Genomic DNA, 23,590 nt, shown 5'->3' with positions numbered 1-23,590 from the left:
TGGCGCTTTGACTGACAGGAAAACGCATGTCTTTACCGCAACTCTCGCTTTCAGCCGCACGTCATTTACACCTTGCCGCGCAGGGGCTGCTCAAAAAGCCCCGCCGCCGCGCGCAGCCTGCCGATATTCTCTCTACCGTCCAGCGCATGTCGCTACTTCAAATCGACACCATTAACATTGTGGCGCGAAGCCCTTACCTGGTCCTGTTTAGCCGCCTGGGAAATTATCCTTCGCAGTGGCTGGATGAGGCGCTCAGCAAGGGGGAGTTAATGGAGTACTGGGCGCACGAAGCCTGCTTCCTGCCCCGCAGCGATTTTGCCCTGGTTCGCCACCGTATGCTTGCCCCGGAAAAGATGGGCTGGAAATACCGGCAGGCGTGGATGCTGGAACATGCGGCTGAAATTGAGCAGCTTATCGCGCATATCCAGGAAAACGGTCCCGTACGCTCCGCCGATTTTGAACACCCGCGCAAAGGCACCAGCGGCTGGTGGGAGTGGAAGCCGCATAAACGTCATCTCGAAGGGCTGTTCACCTCTGGCAAAGTCATGGTGATTGAGCGGCGTAATTTTCAGCGCGTCTACGACCTGACGCATCGCGTGATGCCGCACTGGGACGACGAGCGTGACCTGCTTACCCGGGAGGCGGCCGAGGCCATCATGCTGGAGAACAGCGCCCGCAGCCTGGGGATTTTCCGCACGCAATGGCTGGCAGATTATTATCGCCTTCGCCAGCCCGCCCTGAAACCGCTGCTGGACATATGGCAACGCGAACAGCGCGTCATCCCCGTCACGGTGGAAACGCTGGGCGAAATGTGGCTGCATGCGGATCTCCTCCCGCTACTGCCTCTGGCCCTGGAGGGGAAACTTCAGGCAACCCACAGTGCGGTGTTGTCGCCTTTCGACCCGGTCATCTGGGACAGAAAGCGCGCCGAGCAGCTGTTCGATTTTAGCTACCGGCTGGAATGTTATACCCCGGCCCCAAAGCGCCAGTATGGTTACTTTGTTCTCCCGCTGCTGCATAAGGGGCAACTGGTCGGGCGCATGGACGCCAAAATGCACCGCAAGACCGGCACGCTTGAAATCATTGCGCTTTATCTGGAAGAGGGCGTCAGGGTAACGGCAAGCCTGGAAAAAGGGTTAACGTTTGCCATTAGCGAATTCGCGCGCTGGCAAAGTGCCCGGAACGTGACGTTGGGCCGGATACCCGACGGACTGTTTACATCCTGTCGAAGTGGCTGGGAAACAGGCACTCCCTGAAAAGGGAATGTGTTAAGCTTTAGCGATTACCCATACGGAGGAACTATGGATCACCGTTTACTTGAAATTATTGCCTGCCCGGTATGCAACGGCAAACTCTACTACAGCCAGGACAAACAGGAGCTGATTTGCAAGCTCGACAGCCTGGCTTTCCCGCTGCGTGACGGCATTCCGGTACTGCTGGAAAATGAAGCTCGTTCCCTGGTGGCAGAAGAGAGCAAACCATGAGTTTTGTTGTCATTATTCCTGCGCGTTATGCCTCAACGCGTCTGCCGGGTAAGCCGTTGGTGGATATCAACGGCAAGCCGATGATTGTGCATGTCCTTGAGCGTGCGCGTGAATCCGGTGCCGATCGCGTGATTGTTGCAACCGATCATCCTGACGTCGCCCGTGCGGTTGAGGCGGCAGGCGGTGAGGTATGCATGACCCGCGCCGATCACCAGTCCGGCACCGAGCGTCTGGCGGAAGTGGTTGAGAAATGTGGTTTCAGTGATGATACGGTCATCGTTAACGTGCAGGGCGACGAGCCGATGATCCCGGCGGTGATTATCCGTCAGGTGGCAGAAAACCTGGCTCAGCGTCAGGTTGGTATGGCGACGCTCGCGGTGCCCATTCACCACGCTGAAGAGGCATTCAATCCGAATGCGGTGAAGGTGGTCATGGATGCCGAAGGCTATGCGCTCTATTTCTCCCGCGCCACGATTCCGTGGGATCGCGATCGCTTTGCGCTCTCCAGAGAGACCATTGGTGATACCTTCCTGCGCCATATCGGGATCTACGGCTATCGCGCCGGCTTTATTCGTCGGTATGTTACCTGGGCGCCGAGTCCGCTGGAGCATATCGAAATGCTGGAGCAGCTTCGCGTGCTCTGGTATGGCGAAAAAATTCACGTTGCCGTTGCCAGCGAAGTGCCTGGAACGGGCGTTGATACGCCGGAAGATCTTGAGCGCGTCCGCGCCGAGTTGCGCTAATACCGCCTGCATCCCTCCAGTCGGGGGGATGTCCTCTCCTTGGCTAATTCCCCTTTCTTTTCCCTAATTGATCTCTTCCGGGTGACATCTTCCTTCAGGACGCTCATTATAAAAGCAGTAGTCTTAATGGGGGTAATCTCATATGGAACAGCTGCGTGCCGAACTTAGCCATCTGCTGGGTGAGAAATTAAGCCGGGTCGAATGCGTGAGTGAAAAGGCCGATACCGCGCTTTGGTCGTTGTATGACAGTCAGGGTAACCCAATGCCGCTGATGGCCAGAAGTTTCACCTCGCCGGGCGTTGCCAGGCAGCTTGCATGGAAAATGTCGATGCTGGCGCGGGAGGGGACCGTCCGTATGCCGACGGTGTACGGCGTGATGACGCACGAGGAACACCCCGGCCCGGACGTGCTGCTGATTGAGCGTTTACGCGGCGTGCCCGTTGAAGCGCCCGCGCGCACACCGGAACGCTGGGAGCAGTTAAAAGACCAGATTGTCGAGGCGTTGCTGGCCTGGCACCGTCAGGATAGCCGCGGACTTGTCGGTCCGGTCGACAGCACCCAGGAAAACCTGTGGCCTCTGTGGTATCGCCAGCGGGTTGAGGTCCTGTGGGGAACGCTTAACCAGTTCAACAATACCGGTTTAACCATGCAGGACAAACGTATTCTGTTTCGCACCCGCGAGTGCTTACCTGCGCTGTTCGAGGGTTTTAATGACAACTGCGTGCTGATCCACGGTAATTTCACCCTGCGCAGCATGCTCAAAGACTCCCGCAGCGATCAGCTTCTGGCGATGCTCGGGCCGGGGATCATGCTCTGGGCTCCGCGCGAATATGAGCTGTTCAGGCTCAGCGACAGCGGGGCGGCGGAAGGTTTACTGTGGCACTACCTTCAACGCGCGCCCGTTGCAGAAGCGTTTCTCTGGCGGCGCTGGCTTTATCTGCTCTGGGACGAAGTCGCGCAGCTGGTGAATACCGGACGTTTTAATCGCGCAAATTTCGATCTGGCAACAAAATCACTCCTGCCCTGGCTCGCCTGACGATCCTTTCAGCCACTGCCAGAGGCGTCCGAGCGTCTCATAACCGACGCGATCGCTATGCATCAGCCACGCCGGGGACGGGATCGCCCGTTCCCACGGGTTGAGCGGGGCGTCGATAGCCATCTGGTTTGCCGGTGCGGGAAGCGGGTGCAGGCCTTGCTTCTCAAAGAAAATCATCGCGCGCGGCAGGTGTGAGGCGGAGGTCACCAGCAAGAACGGGACATCGCCAATCGCCTGCTTCACTGCGGCAGCCTCTTCTTCAGTATCTTTTGGGCTGTCCAGGGTGATGATTGAGGAACGCGGCACGCCGAGTGATTCCGCGACCCTGGCGCCTGCTTCAGCCGTACTCACCGGGTTCGTTTTGGCCGCCGCGCCGGTGAAGATCATTTTTGATCCCGGATTCGCCAGCCAGAGGCGAATGCCTTCGTTTAGCCGTGGCAGGCTGTTGTTGATCAGGTTTGAACTGGGGGCCCAGTCAGGATCCCAGGTATATCCGCCGCCCAGTACTACGATGTACGCCACTTTCTGATTTCCCTGCCATGTCGGATACTTGTTTTCGATGGGGCGTAGCAGACCATCCGCGACCGGTTGCAGGCTCAACAGCAGCAAGACAAACCAGCCGAGCGTGATAAGCGTTTTGCCACTCTTCTGAAAGCGACTGAACCATACCAGCGCCAGCCCCAGCGCGATGATGATGAGCAGCAGCGGAAGGGGAAGCATCATCCCTCCAATGTATTTCTTAAGGGTAAAAAGCATCCTTTTTGGTTCCTTTTTTGACCATATAGCAGGTGATTACCCGTGATATTACACCAGAGAGGTTCATTCTCCGCGCGGGTGTGACAAAATAGCGGTTTTGCAGTTAGCGAGTGGAACTCTCCCAATGCGGGATCGCAATTTTGATGACATCGCGGAAAAGTTTTCGCGCAACATTTATGGCACCACGAAAGGGCAGCTCCGTCAGACGATCCTCTGGCAGGATCTGGACACCATTCTGGCCACCTTTGGCGGGCAAACGTTGCGCGTGCTGGACGCCGGTGGCGGTGAAGGGCAGACGGCGATAAAAATGGCCGAGCGCGGTCATCACGTCACGCTTTGCGATCTTTCTGCTGAAATGGTCGCCCGCGCGACGCGTGCTGCAGAAGAGAAAGGTGTGAGCGACAACATGCATTTTATACAATGCGCCGCTCAGGACATCGCACAGCATTTGGAAACCCAGGTTGATCTGATATTGTTTCATGCGGTGCTGGAGTGGGTTGCCGATCCGCAAAGCGTGTTACAAACCCTGTGGTCGATGTTACGCCCGGGCGGCACGCTGTCGCTGATGTTCTACAATGCTAACGGCTTCCTGATGCACAACATGGTTGCAGGAAACTTCGACTATGTTCAGGTCGGGATGCCCAAAAAGAAAAAGCGCACGCTTTCCCCGGACTATCCGCGCGATCCACAGCAGGTTTATGGCTGGCTGGAAGCGATCGGCTGGCAGATCGTCGGGAAGACGGGCGTCAGGGTGTTTCATGATTATCTGCGTGAAAAACACAAACAGCGTGACTGTTTTGACACCTTAACAGAATTAGAAACGCGGTATTGCCGCCAGGAGCCTTTTATCAGCCTTGGCCGTTATATTCACGTCACCGCGCACAAGCCGCAGATGCAAGGATAACCTATGAGTGAATTTTCCCAGACAGTCCCCGAACTGGTTGCCTGGGCCAGGAAAAACGATTTCTCCATCTCGCTGCCGGTAGACAGACTCTCTTTCCTGCTGGCGGTTGCCACGCTGAACGGCGAACGGCTGGACGGTGAAATGAGCGAGGGTGAACTGGTGGATGCGTTCCGCCATGTCAGTGATGCGTTTGAGCAAACCAGCGAAACCATTAGCGTGCGTGCCAACAACGCGATCAACGATATGGTGCGTCAACGTCTGCTGAACCGCTTTACCAGCGAGCAGGCGGAAGGAAACGCCATCTATCGCCTGACGCCGCTGGGCATCGGCATCACCGATTACTACATCCGCCAGCGTGAATTTTCCACGCTGCGTCTTTCCATGCAGCTCTCGATCGTGGCGGGTGAGCTTAAGCGCGCCGCCGACGCGGCGGATGAAAACGGTGACGAATTCCACTGGCACCGTAACGTCTACGCGCCGCTGAAATATTCGGTGGCCGAGATTTTCGACAGTATCGATCTCACCCAGCGCCTGATGGACGAACAGCAGCAGCAGGTGAAAGACGATATCGCGCAACTGTTGAATAAAGACTGGCGAGCAGCCATCTCCAGCTGTGAACTTCTGCTGTCAGAGACCTCCGGTACGTTAAGGGAGCTCCAGGATACGCTGGAAGCCGCAGGGGACAAGCTGCAGGCTAACCTGCTGCGCATCCAGGACGCGACGCTGGCGCATGACGATCTGCATTTTATCGACCGTCTGGTGTTCGATCTACAGAGTAAACTCGATCGCATTATCAGCTGGGGCCAGCAGTCGATCGATCTGTGGATCGGCTACGACCGCCATGTGCATAAATTTATCCGTACCGCGATTGATATGGATAAAAACCGCGTCTTTGCTCAGCGTCTGCGTCAGTCGGTGCAGACCTATTTCGATGCGCCGTGGGCGCTGACCTACGCCAATGCCGATCGTCTGCTGGATATGCGCGACGAAGAGATGGCGCTGCGCGATGAAGAGGTGACCGGTGAGCTGCCGCCGGATCTGGAATACGAAGAATTTAACGAAATTCGCGAGCAGCTTGCGGCGATGATCGAAGAACAGCTCGCTGTCTACAAAACCAGACAAGTGCCGCTGGATCTTGGGCTCGTGGTGCGCGACTATCTGGCGCAATACCCTCGCGCGCGCCATTTCGACATTGCCCGTATTGTGGTAGACCAGGCGGTGCGTCTGGGCGTCGCGCAAGCAGATTTCACCGGACTGCCGCCGAAGTGGCAGCCAATTAACGATTACGGAGCCAAGGTACAGGCGCATGTCATTGACAAATATTGAAAAAGTGATGCCAGTTAAGCTGGCACAGGCGCTGGCGAATCCGTTATTTCCGGCGCTGGACAGCCAGCTGCGTGCCGGTCGTCACATTGGCTTAGACGAGCTGGATAATCACGCCTTTTTGATGGACTTCCAGGAGTACCTGGAAGAGTTTTACGCACGCTACAACGTGGAGCTTATCCGCGCGCCGGAAGGGTTTTTCTACCTGCGCCCGCGCTCCACGACGCTGATTCCGCGTTCCGTGCTCTCCGAGCTGGATATGATGGTCGGCAAAATTCTCTGCTACCTCTACCTCAGCCCGGAACGTCTGGCGAATGAAGGGATCTTCACCCAGCAGGAACTTTACGACGAGCTATTGACGCTGGCAGATGAGAGCAAGCTGCTCAAGCTGGTGAACAACCGCTCAACGGGGTCGGATCTTGACCGTCAGAAATTACAGGAAAAGGTTCGCTCTTCCCTGAACCGTCTGCGTCGTCTGGGGATGGTCTGGTTTATGGGCCACGACAGCAGCAAATTCCGCATCACGGAATCTGTCTTCCGCTTCGGCGCCGACGTGCGTGCGGGCGATGACGCGCGTGAAGCGCAGCTTCGCATGATCCGCGACGGTGAAGCGATGCCGGTGGAAAACCATTTGCAGCTCAATGATGAGCATGAAGAGAATCTGCCGGATAGCGGGGAGGAAGAGTAATGATTGAACGCGGTAAATTTCGCTCACTGACGCTGATTAACTGGAACGGCTTCTTTGCCCGAACGTTCGATCTGGATGAGCTGGTCACGACGCTCTCCGGCGGTAACGGTGCGGGTAAATCCACCACCATGGCGGCCTTTGTCACGGCGCTGATCCCTGACCTGACGCTGCTTCACTTCCGTAACACCACCGAAGCGGGGGCAACAAGCGGCTCCCGTGATAAAGGTCTGCACGGTAAGCTGAAGGCTGGGGTCTGTTATTCGGTTCTGGACGTCATTAACTCCCGTCATCAGCGTGTGGTGGTAGGCGTGCGCCTGCAGCAGGTCGCCGGTCGCGACCGTAAAGTGGATATCAAACCGTTTGCGATCCAGGGGCTGCCAACGTCCGTGCAGCCGACGGCGCTGCTGACGGAAACCCTGAACGAACGTCAGGCGCGCGTGCTGACGCTGCAGGAGCTGAAGGACAAGCTCGAAGCTATCGAAGGCGTGCAGTTCAAGCAGTTCAACTCCATTACCGACTACCACTCGCTGATGTTCGATCTGGGCGTGGTGGCGCGTCGTCTGCGCACGGCATCAGACCGTAGCAAATACTACCGCCTGATCGAAGCGTCTCTGTACGGCGGTATCTCCAGCGCGATTACCCGCTCCCTGCGCGACTACCTGCTGCCGGAAAACAGCGGCGTGCGTAAGGCCTTCCAGGATATGGAAGCAGCGCTGCGTGAAAACCGCATGACGCTGGAAGCGATTCGCGTTACCCAGTCTGACCGCGACCTGTTTAAACACCTGATCAGCGAAGCCACCAACTACGTGGCGGCGGACTACATGCGCCACGCCAACGAGCGCCGCGTGCATCTCGATCAGGCATTAGAATACCGCCGCGAGCTGTTTACCTCCCGCAAACAGCTGGTGGCCGAGCAGTACAAGCACGTCGAAATGGCGCGCGAGCTGGGTGAGCACAACGGTGCTGAAGGCGACCTGGAAGCCGATTACCAGGCCGCCAGCGATCACCTGAACCTGGTGCAGACCGCGCTGCGTCAGCAGGAAAAAATCGAGCGCTATGAAGCGGACCTCGATGAACTGCAAATTCGTCTCGAAGAGCAAAATGAAGTGGTGGCTGAAGCCGCCGACATGCAGGAAGAGAACGAAGCCCGCGCCGAAGCGGCTGAGCTGGAAGTGGATGAGCTGAAAAACCAGCTTGCCGATTACCAGCAGGCCCTTGATGTGCAGCAGACGCGAGCGATTCAGTACACCCAGGCATTGCAGGCATTACAGCGTGCGAAAGAGCTGTGTCATCTGCCTGACCTGACGCCGGATAGCGCCGACGAGTGGCTGGATACCTTCCAGGCCAAAGAGCAGGAAGCCACCGAGAAACTGCTGTCCCTCGAACAGAAAATGAGCGTCGCGCAAACGGCGCACAGCCAGTTTGAGCAGGCTTATCAGCTGGTGGTCGCAATTAACGGCCCGCTGGCGCGTAGCGAAGCCTGGGACGTTGCGCGTGAACTGCTGCGCGACGGTGTGAACCAGCGCCATCTGGCCGAGCAGGTTCAGCCGCTGCGTATGCGTCTGAACGAGCTGGAGCAGCGCCTGCGCGAGCAGCAGGAAGCCGAGCGTCTGCTGGCGGATTTCTGTAAGCGTCAGGGAAAAAATTACGATTTCGACGAGCTTGAGGCCCTGCATCAGGAGCTGGAAGCGCGTATTGCGGCTTTGTCCGATACCGTATCAAACGCCAGCGAACAGCGTATGACGCTGCGTCAGGAGCTGGAGCAGATTCAGTCCCGTTCGAAGACGCTCTTGCAACGAGCGCCGGTCTGGCTGGCGGCTCAAAGCAGCCTGAACCAGCTCAGCGAGCAGTGCGGCGAGCAGTTTGAGTCCAGCCAGCAGGTGACCGAATACCTGCAGCAACTGCTGGAGCGAGAGCGCGAAGCCATTGTTGAGCGTGATGAAGTCGGCGCCCGCAAGCGCGACGTTGATGAAGAAATTGAGCGCTTAAGCCAGCCGGGCGGGTCAGAAGATCCGCGTCTGAATGCACTAGCCGAGCGTTTTGGCGGCGTGCTGCTGTCCGAGATTTATGACGATGTTGGCCTTGACGACGCCCCGTACTTCTCTGCGCTGTACGGGCCATCCCGCAACGCGATTGTGGTCCCGGATCTGTCGCTGATTTCTGAGCAGCTTGCAGGCCTGGAAGATTGCCCGGAAGATCTCTACCTGATCGAAGGGGATCCGCAGTCGTTCGATGACAGCGTATTCAGCGTCGACGAGCTGGAAAAAGCGGTAGTGGTGAAAATCGCCGACCGTCAGTGGCGTTACTCCCGCTTCCCTGAGCTTCCGCTGTTTGGCCGCGCCGCGCGCGAAAGCCGCATCGAAAGCCTGCACGCCGAGCGCGAAAAGCTGTCTGAACGTTTTGCGACCCTGTCGTTTGACGTGCAGAAAACCCAGCGTCTGCACCAGGCGTTCAGCCGCTTTATCGGCAGCCATCTCGCCGTGGCGTTTGACGCGGATCCGGAAGCCGAAATCCGCAAGCTCAATACCCGCCGTGGCGAGCTGGAACGTGCGCTTACCAGTCATGAAAGTGATAATCAGCAGAGTCGCGTTCAGTTTGAACAGGCGAAAGAGGGGGTTGCAGCCCTTAACCGCATTCTGCCACGCCTGAACCTGCTGGCGGATGACACGCTGGCTGACCGTGTGGATGAGATCCAGGAGCGTCTGGATGAAGCGCAGGAAGCCGCGCGTTTCGTTCAGCAGCACGGCAATCAGCTGGCGAAGCTGGAGCCCGTCGTGTCTGTACTGCAGAGCGACCCGGAACAGTTCGAGCAGTTAAAAGAAGATTATGCCTGGTCGCAGCAGGTGCAGCGCGAAGCGCGTCAGCAGGCGTTTGCCCTGACGGAAGTGGTACAGCGTCGGGCCCACTTTGGCTACTCCGATTCGGCTGAAATGCTGAGCGGTAATAGCGACCTGAACGAAAAACTGCGTCAGCGCCTGGAGCAGGCAGAAGCGGAACGTACTCGCGCCCGCGAAGCAATGCGCAGCCACTCCGCTCAGTTGAACCAGTACAACCAGGTACTGGCTTCGTTGAAAAGCTCCTTCGACACCAAGAAAGAGCTGTTAAACGACCTGCAGAAAGAGCTTCAGGACATTGGCGTTCGTGCCGACAGCGGGGCAGAAGAGCGCGCGCGTATTCGTCGTGACGAGCTGCATTCTCAGCTCAGCAATAACCGTGCGCGTCGTAATCAGCTGGAAAAAGCGCTGACCTTCTGCGAAGCGGAAATGGATAACCTGACCCGTCGCCTGCGCAAGCTGGAGCGCGACTATCATGAAATGCGTGAGCAGGTCGTGACCGCGAAGGCGGGCTGGTGCGCGGTGATGCGCATGGTGAAAGACAATAACGTTGAGCGTCGTCTGCACCGTCGTGAACTGGCGTACCTCTCTGCCGATGAGCTGCGTTCTATGTCGGATAAGGCGCTCGGTGCGCTGCGTCTGGCAGTGGCGGATAACGAACACCTGCGCGATGTGCTGCGTATATCGGAGGATCCGAAACGTCCGGAACGTAAAATTCAGTTCTTCGTGGCGGTTTACCAGCACCTGCGCGAGCGTATTCGTCAGGACATCATCCGTACCGACGATCCGGTCGAAGCCATCGAACAGATGGAAATCGAACTGGGTCGCCTGACGGAGGAGCTGACCTCCCGCGAGCAGAAGCTGGCGATCAGCTCCCGCAGCGTGGCGAACATCATTCGCAAAACCATTCAGCGCGAGCAGAACCGTATTCGTCAGCTGAACCAGGGTCTGCAGAGCGTGTCGTTTGGTCAGGTGAACAGCGTGCGTCTCAATGTTAACGTGCGTGAAGCCCACGCGACGCTGCTGGAAGTGCTGTCTGAGCAGCACGAGCAGCACCAGGATCTGTTCAACAGCAACCGTCTGACCTTCTCCGAAGCGCTGGCGAAGCTGTATCAGCGCCTGAACCCGCAGATTGATATGGGGCAACGTACGCCGCAAACCATCGGTGAAGAGCTGCTGGACTACCGTAACTACCTGGAAATGGAAGTTGAGGTAAACCGTGGCTCAGACGGCTGGCTGCGTGCGGAATCCGGGGCGCTCTCTACCGGTGAAGCGATCGGTACCGGGATGTCAATTCTGGTGATGGTCGTACAGAGCTGGGAAGATGAAGCGCGTCGCCTGCGCGGCAAAGACATCTCGCCATGCCGACTGCTGTTCCTGGATGAGGCGGCGCGTCTTGATGCCCGCTCAATTGCCACGCTGTTCGAGCTTTGCGAACGTCTCGATATGCAGCTCATTATCGCGGCGCCGGAAAACATCAGCCCCGAGAAAGGCACTACCTACAAACTGGTGCGTAAGGTGTTCCAGAACAGCGAACACGTTCACGTTGTGGGGCTGCGTGGCTTTGCGCCGCAGCCGCCAGAGTCATTGCCGGACACCACGGCAGACGCTTCCTGAAACGTCTTCTGACCCGAAGCGGCGCACTGGCGCCGCTTTTTTTTTAAACTTAACTTGTGCTTAGGGCTGCGTTATCTTTAAACTTCTTTACATAAGGTAAGGCAACAGCTTAGCCGTCTACCTATAATGAAATAAAGCCCCAACGTGATGGGCATGTCGTGAAAACAGGGGGCAAGGGATGTTGCTTAAGAAAGAATGTGGTCGTCAGCTGTCTGCGCTGAGTTTATGCCTGGCAGTGATGTTTGCTCCGCTGTTAACCGCCCAGGCCGACGAGCCTGAAATTGTGCCGACTGACAGCTCGGCAACGACAGGCGCGCAGCCAACGTCGTTGTCCCAGCCGCTGGAGCAGTCTCCGGCAACGGCTATCATGGCCGGTATTAAACCGCTGCCGGAAGGCATCGACGCCGAGTCGCTCAGTCAGCAATTGCAGTCGGAGCTGCCGTCAGGCTACACGCCTGTCTATATCAATCAGCTCACGCTCCTCTATGCTGCCCGCGATATGAAACCGATGTGGGAAAACCGCGATGCCGTGCGCGCCTTCCAGCAGCAGCTGGCGGAGGTCGCGATTGCAGGGTTTCAGCCGCAGTTTACAAAGTGGGTTGAGCTGTTAACCGATCCTGCCGTCACCGGGCAGGCGCGGGACGTGGTGCTTTCCGATGCCATGATGGGCTACCTGCAGTTCGTGGCGGGCATTCCGGTCAATGGCAACCGTTGGCTGTACAGCGATAAACCGTATAAGCTCGCGACGCCGGCGCTGTCGGTGATTAACCAATGGCAGTTAGCGCTGGATAATGGCGAACTGCCGCGCTTTATTGCCAGCCTGGCACCGGCGCATCCACAATATGCCACTCTGCACCAGTCGCTCCTCGCGCTGGTGGGGGACACGCGTCCATGGCCGCAAATGCGCGGTACCGCGACGCTGCGTCCGGGGCAGTGGAGCAGCGATGTTCCCGCTCTGCGCGAGATCCTGGCGCGTTCCGGTATTCTGGAAAGCGGGCCAAAGATTGCTCTCCCGGGTGATGATCCACAAAACGTCGCCGTCAGCCCGTCAGCTCCTGTAAAAGAGAAGAAAGCCGTTGTCCTGAGCGACAAACCCGCGGCTTACGATCGCGAGCTGGTTGCGGCCGTTAAACAATTCCAGGCCGCTCAGGGACTGGGGGCCGATGGCGTCATTGGCCAGACGACGCGTGACTGGCTGAACGTATCGCCTGCGCAGCGGGCAGGGGTGCTGGCGCTCAATATCCAGCGTTTGCGCTTGCTGCCGGGAACGCTCTCAACCGGGATTATGGTTAACATCCCGGCGTATTCCCTGGTTTATTATCAGGATGGCAGCGAAAAACTGGCCTCGCGCGTAATTGTCGGGCGTCCGGATCGTAAAACACCGATGATGAGCAGTGCGCTGAATAACGTGGTGGTTAACCCGCCGTGGAACGTACCGCCGACTCTGGCGCGAAAAGACATTCTGCCGAAGATCTGGAACGATCCGGGTTATCTGGAACGTCATGGCTATACGGTGATGCGTGGGTGGAACAGTAAAGAGGCCATCGATCCTTATATGGTCGACTGGTCGACGATCACTGCGTCGAATCTGCCGTTCCGTTTCCAGCAGGCTCCCGGGGCGCATAACTCTTTAGGGCGCTACAAATTCAATATGCCAAGCTCAGAAGCTATCTATCTGCACGATACGCCGAACCACAACCTGTTCCAGAAAGATACTCGCGCGCTCAGTTCTGGCTGCGTGCGCGTCAACAAAGCCTCGGAGCTGGCCAATATGCTGTTGCAGGATGCGGGCTGGAACGATACGCGTATCTCGGATGCCCTGAAACAGGGGGATACGCGTTACGTTAATATTCGCCACAATATTCCGGTCAATCTTTACTATCTGACGGCGTTTGTGGGTGAAGACGGGCGTACCCAGTATCGTACAGATATTTACAATTATGATCTCACCGCGCGATCCGGCGCACAAATTTTGCCAAAAGCGGAACAATTAATCAGGTAAATGAAGCAGTTCGGGAAAAATGATTGTCGTAAGTTATGGTGAATAGTGGGCTATATCGCTGCAAGCCGCGTATTCACTGGGGTTGGGCGCCTTGACGTACCTGGTTTTGCCAGTTAAGGTGCCCTTCGTGCGCTAAGCATATTACGATTTCTTTTACCTGTAGACCTGATTATCATGGACAAATTTGACGCTAATCGCCGCAAACTGCTGGCGTTAGGTGGTGTTGCGCTTGGCGCAGCGGCCATCTTGCCGACGCCAGCATTTGCCACCCTCTCGACACCTCGTCCGCGAGTTTTAACGCTCAACAATCTTCATACCGGTGAGTCGCTAAAAGCGGAGTTTTTCGATGGCAGAGGCTATATTCAGGATGAATTAGCAAGACTTAACCATTTTTTCCGTGATTACCGCGCGAATAAAATAAAAGCCATCGATCCTGGACTGTTTGATCAGATTTTCCGCCTTCAGGGCCTGCTGGGCACCAGCAAGCCGGTGCAGCTCATTTCTGGCTATCGCTCGATTGATACCAATAATGAACTGCGCGCCCACAGTCGCGGGGTAGCGAAAAAAAGCTATCACACGAAGGGACAGGCAATGGATTTCCATATTGAAGGCGTTTCGTTAGCCAATATTCGCAAAGCCGCGTTATCTATGCGCGCTGGTGGTGTAGGATATTACCCCAGCAGCAACTTTGTGCATATTGATACCGGTCCGGTTCGGCACTGGTAATAACGAAACACAGGAGCAGTATGAACTATCGTATTATTCCGGTTACCGCGTTCTCCCAGAATTGTTCATTGATCTGGTGCGAACAGACTAAACTGGCCGCGCTTGTCGATCCCGGCGGTGACGCTGAGAAAATCAAGCAGGAAGTCGCCGACAGCGGTGTGACGCTCATGCAGATTTTACTGACGCATGGTCACCTCGACCATGTGGGTGCAGCGGCTGAACTGGCTGAACACTACGGTGTGCCGATTATTGGCCCGGAAAAAGAAGATGAGTTCTGGCTGCAGGGGTTACCCGCCCAAAGCCGCATGTTTGGCCTTGATGAGTGTCTGCCATTGACGCCCGATCGCTGGCTGAACGAAGGAGAGCGCGTTAACGTAGGGAATGTGACTTTACAGGTGTTGCATTGTCCTGGGCATACGCCAGGCCATATCGTCTTCTTTGATGACCAGTCCCGTCTGCTGATTTCCGGCGATGTGATCTTCAAGGGTGGCGTAGGACGCAGCGATTTTCCGCGCGGCGATCACGGGCAGCTGATTCAGTCGATTAAACAAAAGTTATTGCCGCTGGGTGATGATGTAACGTTTATCCCTGGACACGGTCCGATGTCGACGCTGGGCTATGAACGGCTCCATAACCCGTTCCTTCAGGATGAAATGCCTGTCTGGTAACCAGAATAAAAAAAAGCCTGCATAACGCAGGCTTTTTTATGGGCGCAAATTACAGTACGGCGACAATCGCTTCGCACAGCGGCGCCATGTTGTCAGGCGTCATGCCTGCAACGTTCACGCGGCCAGACGCTACGGCGTACACGCCAAACTCTTCACGCAGACGCAGAACCTGCTCTTTGGTCAGGCCGCTGAAAGAGAACATGCCGTTCTGTTTGATGATAAAGCTGAAGTCGCGGTCCGCGCCTTTCTCAGCCAGGGTGTTCACAAACAGCAGTCGCATGCGCTGAATACGCTGACGCATATCGTTCAGCTCTTGTTCCCAGATGGCGCGCAGCGCATCGTTGCTCAGGATAGTGGCAACAACAGACGCACCGTGTGCCGGTGGGTTAGAGTAGTTAGCGCGGATAACCGATTTCATCTGGCTGAACGCACGATCGACGGTCTCTTCGTTAGCCGCGACCAGCGTACAGGCACCCACACGCTCATTGTACAGACCGAAGTTCTTGGAATACGAGCTTGCGACAATCAGCTCCTGATGCACGGCTGCGAACGCGCGCAGGCCTTCGGCATCTTCTTCCAGACCACGGGCGAAGCCCTGGTAGGCAAAGTCAAACAGCGGCAGCCAGCCTTTTTCAACGGACAGCTTCGCCAGGTGTTCCCACTGCTCAAGCGTCGGATCGATACCGGTTGGGTTGTGGCAGCAGCCATGGAACAGCACCACGTCACCTGCCTGCGCTTCGCCGAGGCTCGCCAGCAGGCCGTCAAAGTCGAGAGAGTGTTTTGCCGCGTCGTAGTAAGCATATTCACGCACTTCCAGACCCGCAGAGTTAAACACGCTCTTGTGGTTCGGCCAGCTTGGGTTGCTTACCCAGACACGCTTAACAGAGGTGTTTTTCGCAAGGAAATCCGCCGCCACGCGCAGCGCACCGGTACCGCCTGGGGTCTGTGCTGTACGGGCACGTTTGTCACTCACAATTGCGCTGCCTTTACCGAACAGCAGCTCCTGGGTGCAGCGACCAAATTCAGGGATACCATCAATACCGAGGTAGTTTTTGGTGGTTTCGTTTTCCAGCAGATACTGCTCAGCTTTCTTAACGCTGGTCAGTACCGGAGTTTTACCGGTTTCATCTTTATATACACCAATACCCAGGTTGATTTTGCCAGGGCGGTCGTCGGCACGAAACAGATCGGCCAGGCCCAGAATAGGGTCGGCAGGAGCGGCGGTAATGTTCTCAAACATGACGAAGTTCCATTGTGATTACAGAAGTGAAATCCGCTATCAGGTTAACGGTAGATTTACAAAATGCCAACCGTTTGCGACGAAAAGCGTGCGGCTTTTCAAAAGTCGCCATTATTTTCTGTCACGCATAAAAAAACAGGGCCGAAGCCCTGTTCATTAAGCATATAACAACGTGGTGTACTGATTAGAACTGGTAAGTCACACCTACAGCAGCCATATCGTCGTTGCCGTTCAGGCCGCCAACGGTTTGCGCGTAGTCTGTGTCTTTGTCCAGCAGGTTGATGTAGTAGTCAGCCCACACGTTGAAGTTTTTGTTGAAGTAGTAAGTTGCGCCAACCTGGATGAATTTAGCCAGATCTGCATCGCCACCTTTGAAGGTGCCTTTAGAATTGGTCACACCAGCCAGGTCTTTACCTTTGGTCTGCACGTAGGAGATTGCTGGACGCAGGCCGAAATCGAACTGGTACTGAGCAACAACTTCAAAGTTCTGCGTTTTGTTAGCAAAGCCAGCATCGCCATCAGACCCGGTACGGGTGGTGTTACGGGTTTCAGCATAGGTGGTTGCCAGGTAGATGTTGTTGGCATCGTATTTCAGACCCAGACCCCATGCTTCAGCTTTGTCGCCTTCACCGTCAGCTTTCTGATTCAGAGTACGGTTAGCGTTGCTGTAAGATGCGATTGCACCGAAGCCTTCGCCGAAATCGTAGCCCAGGGAGTAGCCTACGCCATCACCGTTAGCAGTTTTAACATCAGTACGGTCGTTTTTGCCCTGGTACTGAACGCCCATGCTCAGGCCGTCAACCAGACCGAAGAAGTTGCTGTTACGGTAGGTCAGCAGACCGGTGCTGCGGCTGGTCATAAAGTTATCAACATAGTTGCCGCCCCAGGTCATACCAGAGAAGGACGGTGCCATATCGGTGTAAGATTCTACGTCGTAAACGATACCGTAGTTACGACCGTAGTCGATGCTTCCAGCGTCGCCCGCTTTCAGACCAGCAAAGGCCAGACGGTTTTTGTTAGTCTGAGCACCACCTTCAGCCTGGTTGGCCACGAAACGGTATTCCCACTGGCCGTAACCGGTCAGCTGGTCGTTGATCTGAGTTTCGCCTTTGAAACCGATCTGCGCGTAGGTAGCGTCGTTATTGTTGGTGTTATCACCAGAAGTCACGAAATCGTGCTCGGCGTTAACTTTACCGTAGAAGTCCAGCTTGTTGCCGTTCTTGTTATAGATTTCTGCAGCGTTAGCTGCACCGGCTACCAGCAGGGCAGGGATTACCACTGCCAGAATATTGCGCTTCATCATTATTTATTACCCTCATTGGTTTTTTTATGACACTCGCCACTGCCGTCAATAAATTCTGTCAATAAATATTTCCGGAACTATTGATGAGAGTTTGGTGTCTTTATGTATCTGACAGGCATCTTTCCATTCGGCGAAGCGTTTCGCTAGCCTGAAAGTGCTACAATTCTCAAGATTAAGTAACATAAAGAAAATATGTGTAACTAAATATGTATTTTTGGGAACTTTGTGAACCACCTCAAACTTCAGAACGCCCTGGCGAATTAAACGGCAAAATCTATCCTATATATATGAATTGCTTATGATTAATTGAGATAAAGGCGATTCGTATAAACAGACGTTAAACGACTCTGTTTTTCTTATGACCCAAAAAAGCCTTCTGGATGGCTGTAAAAGTGGTTGAAATTTGTGCTATTGCTTGAGAAAGTAATAATCGCAATAAGAATGGGGTTTATTTTTTGTGGCTGGATATTTCGCGGAAACAAAACGTAACAGGTAGTGGTTGTGACGGGGTGAAGGTTTAAAGATGCTGACTTTGCGCTGACGAAAACTGACAATGCAGAATAAAATAATGGCCAGCATAGGCTGGCCATTTTAGTTTTTTACCGATTAGAAGCTGGCGTTACGTGGAGTACGTGGGAACGGAATCACGTCGCGTACGTTCTGAACACCGGTAACGTAGGCAATCAGACGCTCAAAGCCCAGACCAAAACCGGCGTGCGGTACGGTACCGTAACGGCGCAGATCGCGGTACCAGCTGTAGTCAGCCGGGTTGAGCCCCATCTCTTCCATACGCGCATCCAGCACGTCAAGGCGCTCTTCACGCTGAGAGCCACCGATGATTTCACCAATGCCCGGTGCCAGTACGTCCATCGCAGCCACGGTTTTACCGTCTTCGTTAAGGCGCATATAGAAGGCCTTAATGTCTTTCGGGTAGTTTTTAACGACAACCGGCGCTTTGAAATGTTTCTCGGCCAGATAGCGCTCATGCTCAGACGCCAGGTCAACGCCCCAGTAAACCGGGTTCTCGAACGTCTCACCGCATTTCTCGAGGATCGCCACCGCGTCGGTATAGTCTACCTGCGCAAAGTCGGCAGAGACGAAACGCTCCAGACGTGCCACAGCATCGCTGTCTACGCGTTCTGCGAAGAATTTCATGTCGTCAGGACGCTCTTCCAGCACTGCTTTGAAGACATACTTCAGCATCGCTTCCGCCAGACCCGCAACATCGTCCAGGTCGGCGAACGCCACTTCAGGCTCCAGCATCCAGAATTCCGCCAGGTGACGGCTGGTGTTGGAGTTTTCGGCGCGGAAAGTTGGGCCAAAGGTGTAAATCTTAGACAGTGCACAGGCGTACGTTTCGCCGTTGAGTTGACCCGATACCGTCAGGAAAGCTTCTTTACCAAAGAAGTCTTTGTCATAGTCCACTTTACCTTCAGGCGTGCGCGGCAGGTTTTCCATGTCCAGCGTCGAGACGCGGAACATCTCACCCGCACCTTCAGTATCGGACGCGGTGATCAGCGGGGTAGACACCCAGAAGTAACCCTGCTCATCGAAGAAACGATGCAGCGCCTGTGCCAGCGTATGACGCACGCGCGCCACAGCACCAATCAGGTTGGTACGCGGACGCAGGTGGGCGACTTCACGCAGATATTCAATGCTGTGACGTTTTGCCGCCATCGGATAGGTGTCCGGATCGTCAACCCAGCCGGTGACTTCAATCGCAGAGGCCTGAATTTCGAAGCTCTGGCCCTGACCCGGTGATGCCACAACCACGCCGGTAACAATGACGGAGCAACCCGTTGTCAGGCGCAGAACGTCATCATTGTAATTGGGCAGAGAATTATTAATGACGGCCTGTACAGGATCAAAGCAGGAACCGTCATAGACGGCGAGGAAGGAGATGCCAGCTTTAGAATCTCGGCGGGTACGCACCCATCCGCGCACGGTGACTTGTTGGTCAACGGCGACACGGCCCTGGAGTACGTCGGCTACAGGCACAACGCTCATAATATTCTCTCTGTTAATAGTCGGAAAAAATAAACACTTGTCCACCCTTATGGGGGGATATCTATGTTACCTGCCATCCGCTACCAGACAAGTAAATTTCGCGGTCAAAAGAGAAGAATTGAGAAATAAATAAGAAGAAGGGAGCCATGAAGGCTCCCGTAAGCGCTTAACTGGCTTTTTTAATCTGGGGGAGATCGAACGCTTTGCGCAGTGCGCGGACAAACGCTTTATCATGACAGATGGTTTTACCCGGGCTGTCGGAGAGTTTCGCCACCGGCTTGCCGTTACATTCCACCAATTTTATGACGATGTTCAGTGGTTTCACCTGAGGAATGTCGCAGGTCAAACGGGTGCCAATTCCGAAGCTCAGGTTCACTCGGGTGTTGAAATGGCGATAGAGTTCGACCGCTTTCGCCAGGTCAAGATTATCCGAGAAGACCAGCACCTTGCTCATCGGATCGATGCCGAGTTTCTCGTAATGGGCAATGGCCTTCTCTCCCCATTCAACCGGATCCCCGGAATCGTGGCGTAACCCCTGGTAACGTTCAGCGAACTCGGGACCAAAGTCGCGCAAGAAGGCATCCATCGTAATGCAGTCGGTGAGGGCGATCCCGAGTTGATTCGGGTACTCCTCAAGCCATGCGGCCAGTGCCGCGCGCTGGCTGTTGGCCAGGTCGGGGCTTATCTGCTGATGCGCCTGGAACCACTCGTGCGCCTGGGTGCCCATTGGGGTCAGGCTGAGGCGACGTGCCAGATCGTAGTTACTGGTGCCAACGAACCAGGGCTCCTGCTGCAGACGTTTAACGATGGCCTCCTGAACGTCACGCGAGAAACGGCGACGGGTGCCAAAGTCCATCAGGCGGAAGCGGGACATGTCCAGCCCTTCGGTCAGCGTGGAGAAGGCAGCGAGTTTATTTTCCAGCGCGGCGACCGCCTGCTCGATGCCCGTTTCCGGCGAACGGTAGCGGTGAGCCAGTTCACTGATCACCGCCAGAAGCGGCACTTCCCACATGATCACTTCCCGCCACGGACCTTCAAGGCGAATATCCAGCTTGCCGTTATCGTTAAGCACGGTGACCTGCTCCGGCTTAAAGCGGAAATCGCGCAGCCAGTTCAGGTAGTCGGCTTTGAAGAAAGGCAGGCCAGAAAGCCACTGATATTCCTCGTCCTGCAGCGTCAGATGCTGCATAGCATCGACCTGTTCACGAATGGCGTCTGCATAGATACCAAGCAAGTCGTCGCCACGACAGCGGAATTCCGCCGCGACATGAACGTCATAGTAATGGTGGAAAACGGCTTGCTGCATATGCAGTTTATACGCGTCGGTATCCAGCAACGTATGCAGAACTGGAGAAGCGAATTGAGTCATAGGTGCGCAGTAGCATCCTCTCACAGGAGCGTTTAGTACAATAAACAACTCCGGAGTATACCTTGTTTAGTGATTTATTGAACCCCGATCACAACATAAGCGCGTTTTATGGTCGAGGGCATTTTGTGCCCCGTGTTATACAAATGTAGCAAAAAAAAGGTTTTGACCCTGAAAAGATGAACATTCTGCATAGCGCGTTTTGCGCAACAGGAATATATTGAAACGTTACTCGACAAACGATGCATAAGGTTTTCTATGACACAACAGCCACAAGCCAAATACCGCCACGACTACCGTGCGCCGGATTACCTGATTAGCGAAATCGATCTGACTTTTGACCTGGATGCCACTAAAACCGTTGTCACGGCGGTGAGCCAGGTGACGCGCCACAGCGCAACTGCGGTGCCGCTGCGTCTGGATGGTGAAGACCTGACGCTGGTCTCCCTGCATATTAATGATGAAGCCTGGTCAGACTATAAAGAAGAAAACAACCAGCTGGTCATCGACAACCTGCCGGAACAGTTTACGCTGCGCATCGTGAATGAAATCAGCCCTGCCGCCAACACTGCGCTGGAAGGGCTTTACCAGTCAGGCGTGGCGCTGTGTACCCAGTGTGAAGCGGAAGGGTTCCGCCACATAACCTGGTATCTCGACCGTCCGGACGTCCTGGCGCGCTTTACCACCAAAATCATCGCCGATAAAACCCTGTATCCCTTCCTGCTCTCCAACGGTAACCGCGTAGGCGAAGGCGAGCTGGAGAATGGCCGTCACTGGGTACAGTGGCAGGATCCCTTCCCGAAACCGTGCTACCTGTTTGCGCTGGTGGCGGGGGATTTCGACGTGCTGCGCGATACCTTCAAAACGCGCTCAGGCCGCGAGGTGGCGCTGGAGCTGTTTGTTGACCGCGGCAACCTGGACCGCGCGCCGTGGGCGATGACCTCGCTCATCAACTCCATGAAGTGGGACGAGGAGCGCTTCGGCCTCGAATATGACCTCGACATCTATATGATCGTCGCCGTCGATTTCTTCAACATGGGCGCGATGGAAAACAAAGGCCTTAACGTCTTTAACTCCAAATACGTGCTGGCGCGTACCGATACCGCAACGGACAAAGACTATCTCGATATTGAACGCGTCATCGGCCACGAATATTTCCACAACTGGACCGGTAACCGCGTTACCTGCCGCGACTGGTTCCAGCTGAGCCTGAAAGAGGGCCTGACCGTCTTCCGCGATCAGGAGTTCAGCTCCGATCTGGGTTCACGCGCGGTGAACCGCATCAACAACGTGCGCACCATGCGTGGCCTGCAGTTTGCGGAAGATGCCAGCCCAATGGCGCACCCGATCCGCCCGGATAAAGTCATCGAGATGAACAACTTCTACACCCTGACGGTGTACGAGAAGGGCGCTGAAATTATCCGTATGATCCACACTCTGTTGGGCGAGGAGAACTTCCAGAAAGGGATGCAGCTGTACTTCGAGCGTCATGACGGCAGTGCGGCCACCTGCGACGATTTTGTGCAGGCGATGGAAGATGCCTCTAACGTCGATCTCTCTCACTTCCGCCGCTGGTACAGCCAGGCCGGTACGCCAGTTGTCACCGTCAAAGACGATTACAATCCGGAAACCGAGCAGTACACCCTGACCATCAGCCAGCGCACGCCGCCGACGGCGGAGCAGGAAGAGAAATATCCGCTGCATATTCCGTTCAGCATTGAGCTGTACGATAACGAAGGCAACGTTATTCCTCTCCAGAAGGGCGGCCACCCGGTACACCACGTGCTGAACGTGACCCAGGCCGAGCAGACCTTTATCTTCGATAACGTCTACTTCCAGCCGGTGCCTGCGCTGCTGTGTGAATTCTCCGCGCCGGTGAAGCTGGAGTACAAGTGGAGCGATCAGCAACTGACGTTCCTCATGCGTCACGCGCGTAACGATTTCTCCCGCTGGGATGCGGCGCAAAGCCTGCTGGCGACCTACATTAAGCTCAACGTAAACCGTCATCAGCAGGGCCAGCCGCTGTCGCTGCCTGTCCATGTGGCTGACGCGTTCCGCGCGATCCTGCTGGATGAGAAGATTGATCCGGCGCTGGCGGCTGAAATTCTGACCCTGCCATCAGCGACTGAAATCGCCGAGTTGTTTGATATCATCGACCCGATTGCCATCGTGGCGGTGCGTGAAGCCCTGACCCGTACGCTGGCTGCAGAACTGGCCGATGAGTTCCTGGCGATTTATAACGCCAATAAGCTTGACGCTTATCGCGTGGAACACGCGGACATTGGTAAACGTTCTCTGCGCAATACCTGTCTGCGCTATCTTGCGTTTGGTGAAACCGAGCTGGCGAACACCCTGGTGAGCAAGCAGTATCACGAAGCGGATAACATGACCGACGTGCTGGCCGCGCTGGGCGCAAGCGTTGCCGCCGAACTGCCGTGCCGTGATGCGCTAATGCAGGAGTACGACGACAAGTGGCACCAGGATGGCCTGGTGATGGACAAGTGGTTCATCCTGCAGGCGACCAGCCCGGCGGCTGATGCACTTAGCAAAGTGCGTAGCCTGCTGAAGCATCGCTCCTTTACCCTGAGCAACCCTAACCGCGTGCGTTCTCTGATTGGCGCGTTTGCCAGCAGCAACCCGGCCGCGTTCCACGCCGAAGACGGCAGCGGTTATCAGTTCATGGTGGAAATGCTGACCGAGCTGAACAGCCGTAACCCGCAGGTGGCGTCCCGCCTGATTGAGCCGCTTATCCGGCTGAAACGCTACGATGCGAAGCGTCAGGCGAAGATGCGTGCCGCGCTGGAGCAACTGAAAGGACTGGAAAACCTGTCTGGCGATCTGTACGAGAAGATTGCTAAAGCGTTAGCATAATAAAAGTTAACCCTCCCTCTCC

At 55.6% G+C, this 23,590-nt stretch carries 17 protein-coding genes; 12 read left to right on the top strand and 5 right to left on the bottom strand.

Features of this window, described 5'->3' with window-relative positions; translation table 11 throughout:
* Positions 1 to 26: 26 nt before the first annotated feature.
* The 4 genes from FU672_RS06675 (at position 27) to FU672_RS06660 (ending at position 3,263) form a co-directional block, all read left to right on the top strand.
* Positions 27 to 1,256 (top strand): winged helix-turn-helix domain-containing protein, encoded by a 1,230-nt coding sequence (locus tag FU672_RS06675; RefSeq protein ID WP_148242647.1) that lies wholly within the window; start codon positions 27 to 29, stop codon positions 1,254 to 1,256.
* A 45-nt stretch (positions 1,257 to 1,301) separates the two neighbouring features.
* Positions 1,302 to 1,484 (top strand): protein YcaR, encoded by a 183-nt coding sequence (gene ycaR / locus FU672_RS06670; protein ID WP_006174474.1) that lies wholly within the window; start codon positions 1,302 to 1,304, stop codon positions 1,482 to 1,484.
* Positions 1,481 to 2,227, top strand: coding sequence for a 3-deoxy-manno-octulosonate cytidylyltransferase (gene kdsB, locus FU672_RS06665; protein ID WP_148242646.1), 747 nt, complete (start codon positions 1,481 to 1,483; stop codon positions 2,225 to 2,227). The genes ycaR and kdsB overlap by 4 nt, the downstream gene beginning before the upstream one ends.
* Positions 2,228 to 2,369: 142 nt before the next feature.
* Positions 2,370 to 3,263: a YcbJ family phosphotransferase gene (locus FU672_RS06660; protein WP_148242644.1), complete on the top strand. Its 894-nt coding sequence runs from the start codon at positions 2,370 to 2,372 to the stop codon at positions 3,261 to 3,263.
* Here the strand turns inward: FU672_RS06660 and elyC are convergent.
* On the bottom strand, positions 3,240 to 4,019 hold the full coding sequence (gene elyC, locus FU672_RS06655) for an envelope biogenesis factor ElyC (protein WP_032658191.1): 780 nt from the start codon (positions 4,017 to 4,019) through the stop codon (positions 3,240 to 3,242). The two genes, FU672_RS06660 and elyC, sit on opposite strands and share 24 nt — an antisense overlap.
* A gap of 124 nt (positions 4,020 to 4,143) precedes the next feature.
* Between elyC and cmoM the strand changes: the two genes are divergently transcribed.
* The 7 genes from cmoM to FU672_RS06620 all read left to right on the top strand — a co-directional run bounded on the left by cmoM (position 4,144) and on the right by FU672_RS06620 (position 14,781).
* Positions 4,144 to 4,923, top strand: a complete 780-nt coding sequence (cmoM, locus tag FU672_RS06650) for a tRNA uridine 5-oxyacetic acid(34) methyltransferase CmoM (RefSeq protein WP_023311004.1) — start codon at positions 4,144 to 4,146, stop codon at positions 4,921 to 4,923.
* Between the two features lie 3 nt (positions 4,924 to 4,926).
* Positions 4,927 to 6,249, top strand: coding sequence for a chromosome partition protein MukF (mukF, locus tag FU672_RS06645; RefSeq protein WP_023311005.1), 1,323 nt, complete (start codon positions 4,927 to 4,929; stop codon positions 6,247 to 6,249).
* Entirely contained in the window at positions 6,230 to 6,934 is a 705-nt protein-coding gene (gene mukE, locus FU672_RS06640) for a chromosome partition protein MukE (RefSeq protein WP_148242642.1), read from the top strand. The genes mukF and mukE overlap by 20 nt, the downstream gene beginning before the upstream one ends.
* Positions 6,934 to 11,385 (top strand): chromosome partition protein MukB, encoded by a 4,452-nt coding sequence (gene mukB / locus FU672_RS06635; RefSeq protein WP_148242640.1) that lies wholly within the window; start codon positions 6,934 to 6,936, stop codon positions 11,383 to 11,385. The genes mukE and mukB overlap by 1 nt, the downstream gene beginning before the upstream one ends.
* Before the next feature lie 178 nt (positions 11,386 to 11,563).
* Positions 11,564 to 13,387, top strand: a complete 1,824-nt coding sequence (ldtD, locus tag FU672_RS06630) for a L,D-transpeptidase (protein ID WP_148242638.1) — start codon at positions 11,564 to 11,566, stop codon at positions 13,385 to 13,387.
* A gap of 174 nt (positions 13,388 to 13,561) precedes the next feature.
* Entirely contained in the window at positions 13,562 to 14,113 is a 552-nt protein-coding gene (gene mepK / locus FU672_RS06625) for a peptidoglycan L,D-endopeptidase MepK (protein ID WP_187360785.1), read from the top strand.
* 20 nt (positions 14,114 to 14,133) lie between these two features.
* On the top strand, positions 14,134 to 14,781 hold the full coding sequence (locus FU672_RS06620) for an MBL fold metallo-hydrolase (RefSeq protein WP_148242634.1): 648 nt from the start codon (positions 14,134 to 14,136) through the stop codon (positions 14,779 to 14,781).
* A 49-nt stretch (positions 14,782 to 14,830) separates the two neighbouring features.
* Here FU672_RS06620 and FU672_RS06615 read toward each other — a convergent pair whose 3' ends face one another.
* From FU672_RS06615 to pncB, 4 genes are all read right to left on the bottom strand, one after another.
* Positions 14,831 to 16,021 (bottom strand): amino acid aminotransferase, encoded by a 1,191-nt coding sequence (locus tag FU672_RS06615; protein WP_148242633.1) that lies wholly within the window; start codon positions 16,019 to 16,021, stop codon positions 14,831 to 14,833.
* Positions 16,022 to 16,205: 184 nt separating this feature from the next.
* On the bottom strand, positions 16,206 to 17,324 hold the full coding sequence (locus FU672_RS06610; protein WP_316043721.1) for a porin: 1,119 nt from the start codon (positions 17,322 to 17,324) through the stop codon (positions 16,206 to 16,208).
* 606 nt (positions 17,325 to 17,930) lie between these two features.
* A complete protein-coding gene (asnS, locus tag FU672_RS06605; protein WP_148242632.1) occupies positions 17,931 to 19,331 on the bottom strand; it encodes an asparagine--tRNA ligase in 1,401 nt (466 codons plus the stop codon).
* A 166-nt stretch (positions 19,332 to 19,497) separates the two neighbouring features.
* The gene (pncB, locus tag FU672_RS06600; RefSeq protein WP_148242631.1) at positions 19,498 to 20,700 is read right to left on the bottom strand and encodes a nicotinate phosphoribosyltransferase; all 1,203 of its coding nucleotides are present in this window, start codon (positions 20,698 to 20,700) and stop codon (positions 19,498 to 19,500) included.
* Between the two features lie 255 nt (positions 20,701 to 20,955).
* On the opposite strand from pncB, the gene pepN reads away from it, so the two are divergent.
* A complete protein-coding gene (gene pepN / locus FU672_RS06595) occupies positions 20,956 to 23,568 on the top strand; it encodes an aminopeptidase N (protein WP_148242629.1) in 2,613 nt (870 codons plus the stop codon).
* Positions 23,569 to 23,590: the final 22 nt, after the last annotated feature.

It is taken from the genome of Enterobacter asburiae, assembly GCF_008080435.1.
Lineage (GTDB): Bacteria > Pseudomonadota > Gammaproteobacteria > Enterobacterales > Enterobacteriaceae > Enterobacter > Enterobacter asburiae_C.
Note: the sequence above shows the minus strand (reverse complement) of the source record. Positions and strands in the feature narration are given on the sequence as shown.

What these genes read in the sequence shown, in the direction of transcription:
- FU672_RS06615 (WP_148242633.1), bottom strand. Translation starts at nt 16,021, where the DNA reads ATGTTTGAGAACATTACCGCCGCTCCTGCCGACCCTATTCTGGGCCTG.
- FU672_RS06660 (WP_148242644.1), top strand. Translation starts at nt 2,370, where the DNA reads ATGGAACAGCTGCGTGCCGAACTTAGCCATCTGCTGGGTGAGAAATTA.
- mukE (WP_148242642.1), top strand. Translation starts at nt 6,230, where the DNA reads ATGTCATTGACAAATATTGAAAAAGTGATGCCAGTTAAGCTGGCACAG.
- elyC (WP_032658191.1), bottom strand. Translation starts at nt 4,019, where the DNA reads ATGCTTTTTACCCTTAAGAAATACATTGGAGGGATGATGCTTCCCCTT.
- FU672_RS06675 (WP_148242647.1), top strand. Translation starts at nt 27, where the DNA reads ATGTCTTTACCGCAACTCTCGCTTTCAGCCGCACGTCATTTACACCTT.
- ldtD (WP_148242638.1), top strand. Translation starts at nt 11,564, where the DNA reads ATGTTGCTTAAGAAAGAATGTGGTCGTCAGCTGTCTGCGCTGAGTTTA.
- asnS (WP_148242632.1), bottom strand. Translation starts at nt 19,331, where the DNA reads ATGAGCGTTGTGCCTGTAGCCGACGTACTCCAGGGCCGTGTCGCCGTT.
- kdsB (WP_148242646.1), top strand. Translation starts at nt 1,481, where the DNA reads ATGAGTTTTGTTGTCATTATTCCTGCGCGTTATGCCTCAACGCGTCTG.
- mepK (WP_187360785.1), top strand. Translation starts at nt 13,562, where the DNA reads ATGGACAAATTTGACGCTAATCGCCGCAAACTGCTGGCGTTAGGTGGT.
- ycaR (WP_006174474.1), top strand. Translation starts at nt 1,302, where the DNA reads ATGGATCACCGTTTACTTGAAATTATTGCCTGCCCGGTATGCAACGGC.
- FU672_RS06620 (WP_148242634.1), top strand. Translation starts at nt 14,134, where the DNA reads ATGAACTATCGTATTATTCCGGTTACCGCGTTCTCCCAGAATTGTTCA.
- pncB (WP_148242631.1), bottom strand. Translation starts at nt 20,700, where the DNA reads ATGACTCAATTCGCTTCTCCAGTTCTGCATACGTTGCTGGATACCGAC.
- cmoM (WP_023311004.1), top strand. Translation starts at nt 4,144, where the DNA reads ATGCGGGATCGCAATTTTGATGACATCGCGGAAAAGTTTTCGCGCAAC.
- pepN (WP_148242629.1), top strand. Translation starts at nt 20,956, where the DNA reads ATGACACAACAGCCACAAGCCAAATACCGCCACGACTACCGTGCGCCG.
- mukF (WP_023311005.1), top strand. Translation starts at nt 4,927, where the DNA reads ATGAGTGAATTTTCCCAGACAGTCCCCGAACTGGTTGCCTGGGCCAGG.
- mukB (WP_148242640.1), top strand. Translation starts at nt 6,934, where the DNA reads ATGATTGAACGCGGTAAATTTCGCTCACTGACGCTGATTAACTGGAAC.
- FU672_RS06610 (WP_316043721.1), bottom strand. Translation starts at nt 17,324, where the DNA reads ATGATGAAGCGCAATATTCTGGCAGTGGTAATCCCTGCCCTGCTGGTA.